Here is a 15269-nt window from a genome sequence, read left to right on the forward strand (position 1 = left end):
CGACAATCGTGCGACCACCGCTTTCCCGGGGGGCGGACCCCCTTATGCGCCGATCAAACCTTTTTCGGTCGATACCCGGCTGTTATAACCCTATTGAGCGAATTGCCACCGGATCACTGGCCGCCGACCGGAGCAGCGGGTGATCCTGATCGGGCGACGTCAGGCAACCGGCGCAGCGGGGCGGCCACCCCGCGAGCGCCAACTCGCAGCATTACCAAAGTACTTCTAGGAGACCATCGTGTCCCGTACCCGTGCCCTCACCGCCGTCACCGCGCTCGGCGCCTTCCTGCTGCTCGGCATCGGCAGCGCCCAGGCCGACAACGGCGCCGGCGCCAGCCAGGGCTCCAACAGCAGCGTGGTCAGCAACTGGGGCTCCGGCAACGTGGTCGGCAGCATCCACGGCAACGGCAACGGCACCCAGCAGACCGCCACCGGCTCCGGCGGCAGCAACCAGAACAACACCACCGCCGTGGCCGGCAACGCCGGCAACGTGGCCGCCGAGCAGGGCAACCTCGACTACCTGCACTCCGTGCACTACCTGCCGGCCGCCGGCTGACCGGCGCTCAGGTGGTGAACCGCTGAGCAGGGGGCGGGTCCGGCGCCGGACCCGCCCCCTGCGGCATCCGGCGGCGCGCGTCGCCCGGCGCCACCCAGCGGCCGGTGCCGAGCACGGCGTGCGCCAACTGGTGCAGCCGCGCGGCGAGTTCCGTGTCCTGGGCCCGATCGCCCGTCCGGACACCGTCGTTGACCAGGGCGAACATCGCGTGCACCCGGATCCGGGCCTCGGCCTTGTCGTCCTCGGGCCTGACCCGGCGCAGCAGGTCCACCCAGAGCCGCAGGAAGTCCCGGCGGAAGTCCAGCGCCGCCTTGCGGTCCGGCTCGGCCAGCCGCTCGGTCTCGCTCAGCATGACGCCCAGGTAGTGGCGGTGCCGGTCGGCGAAGGTCAGATAGGCGCGCAACCCCTGGTCCAGCGACTCGGCCGGCTCCCCCGCCGCCGCCAGCACCGGCGCCACCTCGTGCCAGAGCCGCTCCCGGCAGCGGACCAGTGCGGCGGCCAGCAGGTCGGTCTTGGCCGGGAAGTGCTTGTACAGGCTGGGCCCGGCGATCCCCACCGCCGCGCCGAGCCGATCGGTGCTGACATTGTCGAAACCACGCTCGTCGAACAGCCGGACCGCCGCCGCCAGCAGCTCCTCGCGCCGGCCCGACGGCGCGCTCTCGCGGAGGATCTCGCGGCCTCCAGCGATGCTTCCTCCAGCGATGATTGACGATGCGCCAGGAAGCGGTACGACGAACACCGCGAGCAGCAGCTCGCCCATCAGCCGCTCGAACCGGCGGCGCGGCGGCGCGAAGGTGTGGTACGACAGGCTGCCCGCCACCGAGAGTGCCGACCAGACCAGCGACTCGGCCTGTTGCCTGGACAGTTCGGGCCTGGCGTCGAGCAGCAGCCGACCCGCCGCGCGGACGCTGGCGCGCAGCGCCCGTCGCAGTTCGGCGCGGTGCGTGGGCGGCAGCAGTCGGGCGTCGCGCTGCCAGAGGGTGGCGAGCGCGCGTTGGTCCACGGCGGCCACCGCGAGCGCCGCGGCCAGCGCGCTCAACGCGGCCACCCCGTCCACCCGAGCGCCGCCCGCGGCCAGCGCACCGCCCGCCGCCACTGCACGGCCCGCTGCCACCCCGTTGACGGCCGCCGCCAGCTCGTCCAGACCGCCGCGCACCGCCTGGCGCAGCAGCTCGGGCTTGCCCCGGTAGTGCCGGTAGAGCGCGGGCGCGGTGATCCCCACCGCCGCCGCCACCTCGGCCATCGCCACCTGGTGGTAGCCCCGCTGGTGGAACTGCTCGGCGGCCACCGCGAGGATCTGGGTGCGCCGCCCGCGCGGCCGGCGCGCGGACCCGCCCGGGCCGCCGTCCGGTGCCATCCGCCGCCTCCCGCCACTGGGTACCACCCGGCTAGCAATCATTCACATAAAGGCCGCACAGGTCTACTGCCGGAGCCCGCCTGACCACCGCGATCGACTGCGCGCGGACTCTGGACAGAAAAGCTACCGGCGATTAACTTGGCGATCGATCAGTACCCTGCTCCACCCGTGCGAAGGGAGCGCCGTCGTGCGCCGCACTGTGTACAACGAGGACCACGAGGCGTTCCGGGCGACCATCCGGGACTTCATCGCCAAGGAGGTCGTCCCGGTCTACGAGAGCTGGGAGGCCGAGGGCCACCCGCCGCGCTCCTTCTACAACAAGCTCGGCGAGCTCGGCGTCTTCGGCATCGAGGTGCCCGAGGAGTTCGGCGGCGCGGGCGAGACCGGCTTCAAGTACCAGGCGGTGATCACCGAGGAGGTGGCCCGCGCGGGCGTCAGCTTCGGCTCCTCCGGCGTGCACACCGGCCTGGTGCTGCCCTACCTGCTGGAGTACGCCAACGAGGAGCAGAAGCAGCGCTGGCTGCCCGGCTTCATCTCCGGCGAGATCATGACCGCGATCGCGATGACCGAGCCGGGCACCGGCTCCGACCTCGCGGGCATCACCACCACCGCCAAGCTCTCCGAGGACGGCACCCACTACGTCCTGAACGGCGCCAAGACCTTCATCACCGGCGGCGCGCTGGCCGACCTGGTCCTGGTGGTCGCCCGGACCAGCCCGTACGACCCGGCCAACCGCCGGGCGGGCCTGTCCATCCTCTGCGTGGACACCACCTCCGAGGGCTACTCGGTCGGCCGCAAGCTGCACAAGATCGGCCTGCGCACCTCGGACACCGCCGAGCTGTCCTTCGTCGACGTCAAGGTTCCGGTCGCCGACCTGCTCGGCGAGGAGGGCAAGGCGTTCAGCTACCTGACCCACAACCTGGTTCAGGAGCGCCTGGCGATCGCGGTCGGCGCCTACGCGGCCGCCGCGGCGGCGGTCAACTTCGCGCTGCAGTACGTGAAGGACCGCAAGGTCTTCGGCCAGGCGGTGGCCGAGTTCCAGAACACCAAGTTCGTGCTGGCCGACTGCAAGTCGCAGGTCACCGCGATGCAGACGATGGTCGACCAGTCCATGGAGCTCTACCAGAACGGCGAGCTGACGGTGGCCGACGCCGCCGAGGGCAAGCTGTTCTGCACCGAGGCGGCCTCGGTCGTGATCGACAAGTGCCTCCAGCTGCACGGCGGTTACGGCTACATCCTGGAGTACCCGATCGCCCGCCTCTACACCGACAACCGGGTGTTCCGGATCTACGGCGGGACCAGCGAGGTCATGAAGACGATCATCGCCAAGTCGCTGGGTCTGTAACCACCGCGCCGGGGGTGGGCCGTCCGGCGGCCCGCCTCCGGCTGCCGCGTTCCACCGCATCGTGGAGGCCGCCTTGACCAGCCCTGTCCCGTCCAGCAACTCGCTCGCCGTGGTGACCAGGGTGCAGGCCGCGCTCTGCGCTCCCGGCACCCCGTTCGCCACCGTCGACACTCCGCGCGGCCGGCGCTACGCGAACGCCCCCGCCGTGCTGCGCGACTTCCTGGAGACGACCCGGGCACACGGCGCCGGACCGTTCCTGCTGCTGGACGGCCGCGGCTACAGCTACGCCGAGCACTACGCGGCCGCCGCCGCCCTGGCCCACCGCTGCCTGACCGAGTACGGGCTGCGCCCCGGCGACCGGGTGGCGATCGCCATGCGCAACCTGCCCGAGTGGCAGGTCGCCTTCTGGGCCACCCAGCTGGCCGGCCTGATCGCGGTCCCGCTGAACGGCTGGTGGTCGGCCCAGGAGCTGGCCTACGCGCTGGACGACTGCACGCCCGGCCTGGTGGTGGCCGACGCGGAGCGGACCGAGCGGATCGAGCCCTGGCTGGCGGCCCAGCAGGAGCGGGGCGGGCGCCCGTGGCTGCTGACGGTCGGCGTCACCTCGCCGGCCGACCCGGAAACACCGCGCACCGAGCGGTTCGAGCGACTGCCGGCCCCCACTGACGGCGTGTCGGCCCCCGAGGTGGCGATCTCTCCCGAGGACGACGCCACCATCCTGTACACCTCCGGCACCACCGGCCGCCCCAAGGGCGTGGTCGCCACCCAGGCCGCCTGGTGCGCCGCCACCGTGAACCCGCGGTTCTTCGGCGCCACCGCCGCGCTGGCGGCCGGCCAGGACCTCGCGGCGCTGCGGCCGCACACCGTCCTGCTCACCTTCCCGTTCTTCCACGTGGCCGCCTTCACCACGCTCTTCCCGCTGATGGCGAGCGGCGGCTGCGCCGTGCTGCTGCGCAAGTGGGACCCGCAGGCGGCGCTGGAGCTGATCGACCGCCACCGGGTCACCCTCTACAGCGGGGTGCCGACCACCGCGCTGGGCCTGCTGGAGGCCGCCGAGCGGCGCGGGCTGCCGCTGACCGGCCTGACCACGATCGCCACCGGCGGCGCCGCCGCACCGCCCGAGCTGGCGCGCCGGATCCACCGCCAGTTCGACAGCCGGGTCGAGGCCCGCAACGGCTACGGCCTGACCGAGGTCTGCGGCGGCGTGATCGGCAACGTGGGCGCGCGTTACCTGGAGCACCCCGAGAGCATCGGCCGCCCCTCGCCCGCTCTGGAGGTGCGGATCGCCGACCCGGCCGGCGAGCGGCTGCCCGAGGGCGAGGTCGGCGAGCTGTGGCTGCGCGGGCAGTCGGTGTTCCGCGGCTACTGGCACAACCCCGAGGCCACGGCCGCCGCCTTCGACGGGCCCCCCGAGGCCGGCGGCTGGTTCCGCACCGGCGACCTCGCCTGCGTCCGGGACGGCGAGGTCTACGTGGTGGACCGGCTCAAGGACCTGGTGATCCGGGGCGGCGAGAACGTGTACTGCGTGGAGGTCGAGGGCGTGCTGCACGACCACCCGGCCATCGAGGACGCGGCGGTGCTCGGCGTGCCGCACGCCACCCTCGGCGAGGAGGTGGCCGCCGTGGTCCGGCTGCGCCCCGGTGCGAGCGCGGACGCCGAAGAGCTGCGCCGGCACGTCGCGGGCCGGCTGGCGGCCTTCAAGGTGCCGGCGCACGTGGTGTTCCGCACCGAGCCGCTGCCGCGCAACCCGACCGGGAAGCTCCTCAAGCGCGAGCTGCGCGCCGAGGTCCGCCCGGGGCCGGCCGAGCGGTAGGCGCGGGGGAGCTCGGGGGTCCGGCTCGGCCCGGTTCGGCAGGGCATGCGTCAGTTCAGCGAGGCCTGGTCGGACACGTTCGCGTTGCGCCAGGCGTCGAGGCCGGCCTGGGAGGCGGCCCGGGCCTGCTGCAGGGCTCGGGACGCGCGCTCGGTGGGCGCGGTGTCCAGCTGCCGGACCCAGCCTCGGCCGGCGGTGGCCAGCGCCACCCCGACCAGCGTCGTGCCCAGCAGCCCCGCCACCGCGCCGACACCGCCGAGCAGCAGCCCGGCGCCGAGCAGCTTCCGGTTGAGCTGGAACCCTTCGAAGATCTTCTGATTGGTCGTCATACGACTCACGATCAGTGAGCCGCCGACCACCCGCACGCCGGACGGGTCCGACCGAGCGTCGGCGGGCCGCTGCGCGCGCCGGGGTCCGGAGCCGGACCGGCGCGCCGCACCCGCGCGCTCGCGATTCACCCGGTGGACCGGCACCGCCGTAGTGGTCCAGGCCACACGGGGACGCAACGCGCCGAAGATGCCGCTGTCACCCGCTCTTTGACCACCGTTTCCCGAGCGGTGTATACGTTCCGCCGCGGGGCCAGGCATACTGGCTGGGTCGGACGGCTCCGTCCGACCCAGCAACCGCGAGAAAACCGAAGGGACCGGTGGTCAGGGATGTTCCGCAACGGTCTGGAGCCCTGGCACCTCCTGGTGGTGCTGGCTGTCGTCATCCTCCTGTTCGGCTCCAAGAAGCTGCCGGAGATGGCTCGTGGCCTGGGCAAGTCCATGCGCATCCTGAAGGCCGAGACCAAGGCCATGCGCGAGGACGACGCTCCGGTCACCGACAACACCACGGCCAGCTCGACTGCCACCGAGCAGGAGCGGCCCGCGGTGGCCCCGGTCAACGTCACCAAGGCTGACGAGACCCCCAAGACGAACCACACCGCCGCCTGATCGGCTTCCGAAGCCCCTGACGCGGCTGCCCTCGGGCGGCCCGTCAGGGGCTTCGACGTGCGCGGGGGGGCGACCCCACCGCTCGGGACGATTGCCTGTTATGTCCCTATATCTGCCGATCTGACAGTGGATGGCCGGTCAGGCCGGCACCTCCAGCGTGACCAGCCAGCCGGCCGGCGTCGGACCGGCCTCGGCGGCGCCGCCGACCCGCTCGATCCGCTCGCGCATCCCGCGCAGGCCGTTGCCGCCGCCACCGCTCGGGCGGGCGGCCTCGGCTCCCGGGATCTCGGCTGCCGCCGCATTGGCGATGGTGAGCCGGAGCGGCTCGGCGCGGTAGTCGAGGACCACCTCGGCGGGTGCCCCGCTCGCGTAGCGGGCCACGTTGGTGAGCGCCTCCTGCACCCCTCGGTAGAGCGCGAACTCGGCCTGCGGCTCGCACGGACGCCTGGCTCCCCTGACCTCGAAAGCGACCTCGAGCCGCAGGTCCCGGCCACTGCGCTCGACCAGCCCGGCGAGGTCCGCCAGGCCCGGCAGCCGGTCGCCGCGCAGTGCACCGACGGCGTGCCGGGCCTCGACCAGGCCCTCCCTAGTCAGCTCGACCGAGCGGCCGATGATCTGCCGGAGCAGCGGGGCCACCGGCTCCCGATCGGCCAGCGTGCGGGCCCCCTCCAGCTGGATGGCCAGGGCCGAGAGCGACTGGGCCAGCACGTCGTGCAGCTCGCGCGCGATCCGGGCCCGTTCGGCGTCGGCCGCCGCCCTGGTCTCCGCCTCCCGGGCGTCGGCCAGCTCGGCGAGCAGCAGTTCGGTGCGGTCATGGCTGTCCCGGCTGATCCGCAGCAGCCGGGCGGTGACCGCGAGCACCACGCAGAGCAGCACCACGGAGCTGATCGTCACCAGCGGTTGGTGGAACGTCAACCTCAGGATGACGGCCACCGCGAGCGTCGTGCTCCCACCGACGAGCAGCGCGCGCCGCTGGTCGAGCCGGATGAAGCAGGTCATCACGGCGCCGGAGACCGGCAGTACGTTGAGGGCGCCGGGTTCCACGGCGGTGAGCAGCAGCGCACTGGCGCAGCTGAGGCCGAGCAGGGGCAGCAGGACCCGGTCGGCCGCCCCCGGGCGACCCGAGCCGACCACCGCCAGCGGGACGGCGAAGCCGAGCAGCGCCAGGCTGACGACCAGTCGCCGCCCGGCCAGACCCGGCGGCACCGAGCTCGTCCAGGCCGTGACGGCGACGGCGGCCAGCAGCAGCCAGCCCAGCGGGCGCAACCGGGTCACCTGGCTGTTGCGCCGCCGCTCGGCCTCGGCCTTCGCGCGGGCGACCCGCTCACTCACCATGGCCCGCAGCATAGGGACGGAGCCACCCTGCTGACCAGCCGCGCAGCCGGAGCCGACACCCGCTCAACAGCAACCGGCAGGGCTTGCCTCCAGCTGAGCCGACCCGTCACTCCTCGCCGGCCGAGCACCGGTCACAGCGCCTCGCCGGCGGTGATCGTCACGTACAGGTAGTCGTCCAGCACCTTGGCCAGCGGGACCGTCCCCCGCCCCAGCGCGGCCGGCAACTCGGCCTCGGTGAGGCCGGATTCGGCGAGCACCGCGCGGGCCCAAGCCCGGCCGCTGCGCAGGTGGCGGTGGAAGGCCGCGCCGTCCCGGGCGCCGTGCAGCCGGGCGGCGATGGCCGCGTCCCAGGGCATCACGGCGGCCGGGCGCAGCGCGTAGAGCGCCTTGGCCGCGGCGGTCGGACCCAGGGTGCGGCTGGGCGACACCCGCAGAGCGGCCAGCGCGGCGTAGGCCTCGGCCAGCGCGGTGATCTGACGCTCCGTCAAGCTGGTGATGGTGGTCTCCGGCTCCGGGTCCGGCAGGGTCGCGCCGTACTCGGTCCACCAGCCGGCGAGGGCCGCGGAGAACAGATCGGGCTCGCCCGGGCGCGGGTAACGGATGCGGCAGCCCCAGGAGTTGAGCCAGCGGTGCAGCGCCTCGCGGTGCTCGGGCCGGGCCAGGTCGGGGATCGGCGCGGTGGTAGCCGCCCAGCGCTCCCAGCCGGCGTCCACGCCGTCGCCGTACCCGGCGAAGACGGCGGCGGCCGCCCGCAGTCGGGCCAGGTTCGGACCGGGCGCGAGCCGGGAGGCCTCGTACTCGGCGGCCACCCGCTTGGGGACGCACAGCCGCCAGGCCTGCTCGACGATCTCGCGCAGCTCGTCCTCGGCCACCGCGGCCAGCCGCAGGCGCAGCCAGTTGTACCGCTCGTCCGAGGGGACCGGGGGCACGAACGTGTCGGGCTCGGTGGCCAGCAGCATCGGCCGCTCCTCCTTGAGGCAGGCGAAGCCGAGCAGCGTCTCGTCCGGCGAGAGCGCCAGGTAGACGATTCGGCCGATCCGGAACTTCACCCGGTCCCGGATCAGGTGCTCCTCGGTGCGCGGCAGCGCCATCGCCATCGCCCGGACCTGCTCGGCTGTCGCCATCGCGCCACCCCGTTCACGCCACCCGGGCGCGGCCCCGACGGCGCGCCCCTCGGCGGGATCCTGCCACAACTGACGGACACTCAAGGCTCGCAAGGGTCTGGTTGCGGCGACCGCGCCACCCCTAGGCTTTGCGGACATCACCGCTGCTCCTGGGCGGGAGAGGAGGTCGGCCTGTGCGCGTCGGGGAGTTGAGCCGGCAGACCGGGGTTCCGGTGCCCACGATCAAGTTCTATCTGCGCGAAGGCCTGGTCCCGGCCGGTGAGTTGACCTGCCCGAACCAGGCGCAGTACGGCCAGCGGCACGTCCGGCGGCTGCGACTTGTTCGCGCACTGCTGGAGGTCGGCGGGCTCTCCGTCGCTGCCGCCCGCGACGTGCTCGGCCCGCTCGACGCGCCCGAGGTCTCGCTGCCCGACACCCTGGGCATCGCGCGGCGCGCGGTCACCCCGGCCTGCGGCGCCCCGGCGGAACCGGACGCGGATCGCGCCGGCGCGCCGCCTGCGGACCCCGCCGGGCGGGCGGCGCTCGACGCGGCGGCCGCCTGGGTGGTCGAACGCGGCTGGCAGGTGCGGCCCGGCGGGCCGGCCTGCGCGTCACTCGCGCAACTGATCCGCACCCTGCACGAACTCGGTCGACCCGACCTGCTGGAGCTGCTCGACGAGTACGCGACGGCGGCCGAACGGCTGGCCGCCGCCGAGCTGGCGCTGGTCGACCGACGGGCGGACCCGGACGGGCGGCTGGAGGGCGCGGTGCTCGGCACGGTGCTGGGTGACGCGCTGCTCGCCACCCTGCGGCGGCTCGCCCAGGAGGACGCCTCGCGGCGGACCTTCACCGCCCCTACGGTTCTCTGACGAAGCGTCAGTTGCCGCCGTTGTCACCGACGTTGCCGGGGTCGATGGCGTTTCCCGGGTCGTTGGCGCCGCCGCCCTGGGCGTTCAGCGAGTTGATGATCGAGCCGAGCTGGTGCTGCCAGGAGGCGTTGGTCTGAGCGTCCACCGTGTGCTTCTTCGCCAGGTCCCGGACCTGCTTCTGCGCCGCCTTCAGCGCCTGGACCGCGTCCTGCGGCTTGTTGGCGGTGGCCGCCGCCGCGGCGACGTCCAGCGTGTGCACCAGCGGCGCCTGCCGGTCCTTCGGCAGCGGGGCGGCGGCAATCTCGGCGCGCAGCGCGCCGATCGCGGCCACCGGGGTCGCCGGGCTGGGCTTGGCCGGCGAGGTCGGCTGGCTCGGCACGGTGCTCGGCGCGGGGGCGCCGGGGGCAGCGGCGGTCGAGCCGGCGGCGGGCGGTGTGCTGCTCTGCTGCCCGCTGCTGCCCGTCGAGGAGGAGGGGTTGGCGAAGACCAGCGCGCCGACCAGGCCCAGCACCGCCAGCCCCGCCGCTCCGAGCACCAGCGCCATGGTGCGGCGCGGGCGCCCGGCGGGGGCGGCCGAGTCGGCGCCGTCCGCGTAGTGGCCGTCGAAACCTACGAAGCCGTCGCGGCCGGGGTGTTCGGACTGCGCGGCCAGCACCGAGGTGGGCGCGGCCCCGCCACCGAACGGCCGCGGCTCGGATATCGGGCCCGGCATCGGCGGCAGCATGGTGGTGCGATCGCCGTCCGTCCCGGTCCCCGTCCCAGTCCCCGTTCCCGGGGTGGGCATGGGCGTGGCCAGCAGCTCCGCCGTGCGGTCCACCACCCCCGCCACGGTCACCGCCGCGAGCAGCTCCGCCCGGGCGGCGCCCGCGCTGGCCGGCCGGTCCGCCGGGCGCTTGGCCAGCAGGCGCGCCACCACCAGGTCGAGTGCGGGCGGCACGTCGGGGCGCTGCCGGCTGACCGGCGCGGCCTCCTCGGTGACCTGCTTGAACGCGGTCGCGACCGGCGTCTCGGCGGTGAACGGCGGCTGCCCGGTGAGCATCTCGGTGAGCACGCAGCCCAGCGCGTAGAGGTCGGTGCGGCCGTCCACCTCGCCCGCGGTGGCCTGCTCGGGCGACAGGTAGGCGGCGGTGCCGAGCACGGTGGCGGTCTGGGTCAGCTGCTGCCCGGCGGCCGAGGCGCGGGCGATGCCGAAGTCGACGACCTTGACACCGCCGTCGTCGGTGATCATCACGTTGGCCGGCTTGACGTCCCGGTGCACCAGGCCGGCCGCGTGCGCGACCTCCAGTGCCTCGCACATCGCCGCCGCGATCCCGACCGCCCGCTCGATCGGCAGCGGCCCCTGCTCGGCCAGTACCGAGGCGAGCGACCGGCCCCGGATCAGCTCCATCACGATGTACGGGGAGCCCTCGTCCATGCCGGAGTCGAAGACCATGGCGATCCGCGGGTGCACCAGCATCGCGGCGTGCTGGGCCTCTCGGCCGAACCGCTCGGCGAATCTCGGGTCGTCGGCCAGCGCGTTGTTGAGCACCTTGACCGCCACCGGCCGGCCGAGCACCCGGTCCATGCCGTGGTACACGGTGGCCATGCCGCCCACCCCGAGGATCCCGACCAGTTCATAACGGCCGTTCAGTGCTCGTCCGATCACTGGTCCCGCTCCTCACACTCCATCGGCCGGGTACTCACGCGCCCGGCACTCGCGCCATGATCCGGCATCATCGCGACATACCCCCAGTCGGGGTACCGCAGAGGGTATCGGCGGATCCGACGCGGGCCTCTGGTACGGGCATCCGGGTGTGGACGCCCGGTGAGTACGGACGTGGGTTCGCGCCGGCCGGTTGCCGTCGTTCGTACAGGACCACCGAGCACCCGCCGAGACTCGCCGACCACCGGCACGGCCGGCCCCTCAAGGTGTCACTTCGTGCGCGGTGTCTGGCCAAGTGCTTAACGCGGAAGTAACTTACCGGCCAGTTCCTCGGCGCACCCCCACGCGCCGTTCGCACACCTCCTACCCCACCCGGAGGACAGCCATGTCTGGAACACCCCTGCGCCCACCCCTGCCCAGAACCGGCTTCGGCCGCCGCCTCGCGTCGCTGGCCGCCGGCTGCGGCCTGCTCGGCGCCGCGCTGGCCGGGGCCGCCGACCCCGCCCAGGCCGCCGTCCGCGGCAGCGGCGGCGACCCGATCGCCGCCGCGCAGGCGCTCGCCGCCCCCGGCGTGCCCGGGGCCAACGACTGGTCCTGCCACCCGAGCGCGGCCCACCCGCGCCCGGTCGTGCTGGTCCACGGCACCTTCGCCAACGGCTCGGTCAACTGGCTGACCATCGCCCCCGCGCTGGCCGCCAACGGCTACTGCGTCTACGCCTTGACCTACGGCGCGGTGCCGAACGTGCCGGTGCTGCGGGCGATCGCCCCGGTGGCCGACTCCGCCCAGCAGTTGGCCACCTTCGTGGACGGCGTGCTGGCGGCGACCGGCAGCGGCCAGGTCGACCTCGTCGGCCACAGCCAGGGCGGCATGATGCCGCGGTACTACCTCAAGTTCGACGGCGGCGCGGCCAAGGTGCACACCCTGGTCGGGCTCGCCCCGAGCAACCACGGCACCACGCTGGACGGCCTGACCACGCTGGCCCAGTCGTTCCCCGGCGCCCAGGCCGTGGTCAGCTCCGCCTGCCCCGCCTGCGCGGACCAGGAGGTCGGCTCGGCCACGCTCGACCAGCTGAACGCGGGCGGCGACACCATGCCGGGCGTGGACTACACGGTGATCGCCACCGAGGACGACGAGGTGGTCACCCCGTACACCTCGCAGTTCCTCAGCGGCCCGAACGTGGAGAACGTGACGGTCCAGGCGCTCTGCCCGCTCAACCACCCCGACCACGTGCTGATGGCCACCGACCTGGTGGTGCTGCACGAGGTCCGGCACGCGCTCGACCCCGCCCACGTGGGCGAGGCCGACTGCTCGGCCAACCTGACCGGCTGAGCCGGCCCACGTCGCTGAGCCCGTTCCGGGGACGGGCCCAGCGGCGTTTCCTGCCCGCCCGCCCGACGCCTGGTCAGCGCTCGGCCCGAAAGATCTCCAGCGCCTCACGCACCGCGTACCCCACCAGCACGTACCCCGCCAGCGGGTCCGCCCACCACCAGCCGAGCGCGCCGTTGAGCAGCAGCCCGAGCAGCACCGCGGTGGCGAGCAGGCCGTCGATCAGCGTCACCCGGCCCTCGGTGCGCAGCACCGGGTTGTCGAGCGCCGCCCCCGTGCGGGCCTTGCCGGCCGCGAGGGCGAACATCACACCGGCGGTGACGGCGGTCCAGACGACGCCCAGCGGCGAGTGGTGCGGACGGAAGCCGGTGACCAGCACGAGGGTCGACTGGATCGCCAGGTAGCCGGCCAGCAGCGCGAAGCCGCCGCCGATCAGCCGCAGGGCGAGCTGCTGGCGCGCCTTGCCGGTCCCGGTCAGCTCCCAGAGGACGACGGTGGAGGCGCCGATCTCGATCAGCGAGTCCAGGCCGAACCCGGCCAGCGCCACCGACCGGGCGGCGAGGGCGGCCACGGCGAGCACGGCGATGCCGACGACGTTCCAGCCGAGGGTGGCGCACTCGAGGGCGATGCCCCGGCGGATCAGGGCCTGACGGGAGATCTCGCGAACAGTCGGCACCGGCCGCAGTCTGCCAGGCACCACCTCACGCCCGCCAGAACCGCTCGCATCGTGGCGGCCCGGCGGTCCCCCGCGCGGCGGAGCCCCGGAAGCTAGCCGAACACCAACGGGCACCCGCGCCGGAGCGAGTGCTGCGCCGCCCGGAGGTACAGCGCGACGTAGAACGCCGCGTCCAGGTCCTCGCTCCACCGCCCCGGCCGCGCCGCCGCCAGCTCCTTCGCCGAACCGTCCATGAACCAGATGCTCAGCTCGAGGTTGTCACACATCGCCGGGACCTCGGGCGGCAGTTCGACAGCCGACGCCAACTTCTCTGCGACCGCCAGTAGTTGGGGAGCACCGAGCACGATCGTCTCGTCGAAGTAGGCGGATTCGACCGGCAACCGGATCTCCCCCTCGATGGAGCAGGGCACCAAGACCGTCCAGCAGCTGAGCAGTTCGGCCTCGGCCTGCGAGAGGTGACGTCGGCAGAGCTCGCCGAAGCCGTCCATCCCAGGGCTCAGCTTCTCCTCGAAGGACTGCCCCGAACCAGGCACGAACTCCGCCCCTTCGGGCATCGACTCGGGCACGGACTCGTACGGCGGCAGCCCACGCCGACGCAGCTCCACGTTGAGCGCGGCCGCGAGTTCGCCGTAGCCGTCCCCCACCACGTCGAACCACTCCGCCGCGCCGACGCTCACCAGGTAGATGCCCATGCCCGGAAGCTACCGAGCCGCACTGACACGATCCGCTCTAGCCCGGGCGGCGGGCGATGGTGATGATCTCGCGGCTGGCCGCGGTGATCGGCTCGCGATCCCAGTCGCCGTACTGCGCCTCGATCTCGAAGCCCGCGTCGGCGAGGAGCGCGTTGAGTGCCCGGACCTCGAGGAAGCGCAGGCTCTCCGAATCGACGCGCAGCACGGTGCCGTCCGGCTCGGCCACCGTGCCGTGGAACGTCACCACGTCGTCGACGACGGAGTCGACCTCGTGCCAGACGCGCAGTTGGCGACCGAGGAAGTCGACGTCGCCGACGTTCGACGGGTTCCACCCCTCCCAGGCCCGCGCCTGCGGGTGGCGGGTTTCGAACACGAAGCGGCCACCCGGGCGCAGGGCCGCGCGGATCGCGGTCAGCGAGGCGCGCAGGTCGGCCTCGGTGAGGAGGAACTGGAAGGCGTGGCCGGTCATCGTGGCAAGGTCGAAGCCGGCCCCGCTCGTCGCTTGTGCGGCCACCCCCTCGACCCAGTCGACGTCCGCGCGGCGGGCGGCCCGGTTCAGCGCCGCCCGGTCGGGGTCGAGGCCGACGAGGCGGCCGCGATGGCCCTGCTCACGCGCGAGGATCAGCATCGCGCCCGTCCCGCAGCCGACGTCCAGGACCGAATCCGCCGCCATGACCAGCTCGGCGTAGAAGCGGTCGCCGGGCCAGTGGGCGGGATCCCACGGGTTCAGCACGTCGTACATCACGGCAGCGTCAGCGTCTGAGATCACCGTGGCAGTGTCGGCCAACTCCCGCGCACCGACAACCGATTAACAATCCGCTGGTCCCACGACGGGCGTCGACCCTAGGCTCCGGGCCATGCCCGAGAACCCTTGGTTTGCGATCGACGAACCGGACGAGGACGACTTCTACGAGTTCAGCGCCACCGAGCTCGCCTTTGTGGAAGCTCTGCGCGAACGCACCGCCTCGTGGGCCGCCGCTGGCGTCGAGGGCCTGGTCGGGCGTTCCGATGAGCGGGACTCGTTGGTGGCCTACCTGGACTTCTGCGATCCCGGCCTACCCCTCCACCTGGTCGACATCGGAGTGCACTTCTACGGTGACCGGGTCCGGGGTGACCGACTGCACAACCAGCTCTACACACTGACCGACCACCCGTCCAGCTGGGCGCTGGAGGCGACCGGCACGATCGAGGAGTTGGCCCAGCAGTCCGCGGACTGGTTCGTGTCGGTGCTGCGCAAACCCGTCGTCCTCTACGTCTGGCTGAACCGGGACCGGTGGGCCTACGCGGCACGGTTCGCTTTCGCAGACACCAATCAGACGATCTGCCAGGTCTACAACACGGATCTCGCCCCGCCAGGACAGGCGGAGGAGCTGGCCGCGGCCGGCCACGTCCACGGGAAGGGCTGGATCCAGACCGTCGGACTGCCCGCGCCGACCCTCTACCAGCACATCCGTGGCGACCTGAGCGCCGCCGTCCTGCCGCCAGGCATCCGGGCCGTTACGAAGCGCGGCCCCATCGGTGGCATCTGGTACGAAGGCTGGTAGGCGAGCTCACGTGACCCGATACGTTGGTCATGCCGCTGATGTCGAAGGACGAGCGGCCGGCGGCCGGACCCTGTA

General features: G+C 73.2%; 15 protein-coding genes. 7 read left to right on the plus strand and 8 right to left on the minus strand.

Annotated features, from left to right (window positions below; genetic code table 11):
• Nucleotides 1–238: 238 nt before the first annotated feature.
• A complete protein-coding gene (locus P3T41_RS06425) occupies nt 239–556 on the plus strand; it encodes a hypothetical protein (RefSeq protein WP_280688521.1) in 318 nt (105 codons plus the stop codon).
• A gap of 7 nt (nt 557–563) precedes the next feature.
• On the opposite strand, the gene P3T41_RS06430 is transcribed toward P3T41_RS06425, so the two are convergent.
• A complete protein-coding gene (locus tag P3T41_RS06430; RefSeq protein WP_280688522.1) occupies nt 564–1913 on the minus strand; it encodes a TetR/AcrR family transcriptional regulator in 1350 nt (449 codons plus the stop codon).
• Between the two features lie 187 nt (nt 1914–2100).
• Here P3T41_RS06430 and P3T41_RS06435 point away from each other — a divergent pair, with 187 nt between their 5' ends.
• Both P3T41_RS06435 and P3T41_RS06440 read left to right on the plus strand, forming a co-directional pair.
• Complete coding sequence (locus tag P3T41_RS06435; RefSeq protein ID WP_280688524.1) at nt 2101–3258, plus strand: acyl-CoA dehydrogenase family protein; 1158 nt, start codon at nt 2101–2103, stop codon at nt 3256–3258.
• Nucleotides 3259–3331: 73 nt separating this feature from the next.
• The gene (locus P3T41_RS06440; RefSeq protein WP_280688526.1) at nt 3332–5071 is read left to right on the plus strand and encodes a class I adenylate-forming enzyme family protein; all 1740 of its coding nucleotides are present in this window, start codon (nt 3332–3334) and stop codon (nt 5069–5071) included.
• A gap of 50 nt (nt 5072–5121) precedes the next feature.
• Here the strand turns inward: P3T41_RS06440 and P3T41_RS06445 are convergent, their stop codons facing one another.
• Nucleotides 5122–5400, minus strand: coding sequence for a hypothetical protein (locus P3T41_RS06445; RefSeq protein WP_280688528.1), 279 nt, complete (start codon nt 5398–5400; stop codon nt 5122–5124).
• 327 nt (nt 5401–5727) lie between these two features.
• On the opposite strand from P3T41_RS06445, the gene tatA reads away from it, so the two are divergent.
• A complete protein-coding gene (tatA, locus tag P3T41_RS06450; protein ID WP_280688530.1) occupies nt 5728–6006 on the plus strand; it encodes a Sec-independent protein translocase subunit TatA in 279 nt (92 codons plus the stop codon).
• A gap of 138 nt (nt 6007–6144) precedes the next feature.
• Here the strand turns inward: tatA and P3T41_RS06455 are convergent, their stop codons facing one another.
• The gene (locus P3T41_RS06455; RefSeq protein ID WP_280688532.1) at nt 6145–7341 is read right to left on the minus strand and encodes a histidine kinase; all 1197 of its coding nucleotides are present in this window, start codon (nt 7339–7341) and stop codon (nt 6145–6147) included.
• Between the two features lie 131 nt (nt 7342–7472).
• Nucleotides 7473–8465, minus strand: a complete 993-nt coding sequence (locus tag P3T41_RS06460) for an MmcQ/YjbR family DNA-binding protein (protein ID WP_280688533.1) — start codon at nt 8463–8465, stop codon at nt 7473–7475.
• 173 nt (nt 8466–8638) lie between these two features.
• Here P3T41_RS06460 and P3T41_RS06465 point away from each other — a divergent pair, with 173 nt between their 5' ends.
• Nucleotides 8639–9313: a MerR family transcriptional regulator gene (locus P3T41_RS06465; RefSeq protein WP_280688535.1), complete on the plus strand. Its 675-nt coding sequence runs from the start codon at nt 8639–8641 to the stop codon at nt 9311–9313.
• 7 nt (nt 9314–9320) lie between these two features.
• Here P3T41_RS06465 and P3T41_RS06470 read toward each other — a convergent pair whose 3' ends face one another.
• The gene (locus P3T41_RS06470) at nt 9321–10958 is read right to left on the minus strand and encodes a protein kinase (RefSeq protein ID WP_280688537.1); all 1638 of its coding nucleotides are present in this window, start codon (nt 10956–10958) and stop codon (nt 9321–9323) included.
• Between the two features lie 382 nt (nt 10959–11340).
• Here P3T41_RS06470 and P3T41_RS06475 point away from each other — a divergent pair, with 382 nt between their 5' ends.
• Complete coding sequence (locus tag P3T41_RS06475) at nt 11341–12285, plus strand: alpha/beta fold hydrolase (protein ID WP_280688539.1); 945 nt, start codon at nt 11341–11343, stop codon at nt 12283–12285.
• Nucleotides 12286–12358: 73 nt separating this feature from the next.
• Here the strand turns inward: P3T41_RS06475 and P3T41_RS06480 are convergent, their stop codons facing one another.
• The 3 genes from P3T41_RS06480 to P3T41_RS06490 all read right to left on the minus strand — a co-directional run bounded on the left by P3T41_RS06480 (nt 12359) and on the right by P3T41_RS06490 (nt 14419).
• Nucleotides 12359–12958 (minus strand): cation transporter, encoded by a 600-nt coding sequence (locus tag P3T41_RS06480; RefSeq protein WP_280688541.1) that lies wholly within the window; start codon nt 12956–12958, stop codon nt 12359–12361.
• A 92-nt stretch (nt 12959–13050) separates the two neighbouring features.
• A complete protein-coding gene (locus P3T41_RS06485) occupies nt 13051–13650 on the minus strand; it encodes a hypothetical protein (protein ID WP_280688542.1) in 600 nt (199 codons plus the stop codon).
• 37 nt (nt 13651–13687) lie between these two features.
• Nucleotides 13688–14419, minus strand: a complete 732-nt coding sequence (locus P3T41_RS06490; RefSeq protein ID WP_280688544.1) for a class I SAM-dependent methyltransferase — start codon at nt 14417–14419, stop codon at nt 13688–13690.
• Between the two features lie 88 nt (nt 14420–14507).
• Between P3T41_RS06490 and P3T41_RS06495 the strand changes: the two genes are divergently transcribed.
• The gene (locus tag P3T41_RS06495; protein WP_280688546.1) at nt 14508–15194 is read left to right on the plus strand and encodes a hypothetical protein; all 687 of its coding nucleotides are present in this window, start codon (nt 14508–14510) and stop codon (nt 15192–15194) included.
• Nucleotides 15195–15269: the final 75 nt, after the last annotated feature.

This window comes from Kitasatospora sp. GAS204B (assembly GCF_029892155.1).
Taxonomy (GTDB): domain Bacteria; phylum Actinomycetota; class Actinomycetes; order Streptomycetales; family Streptomycetaceae; genus Kitasatospora.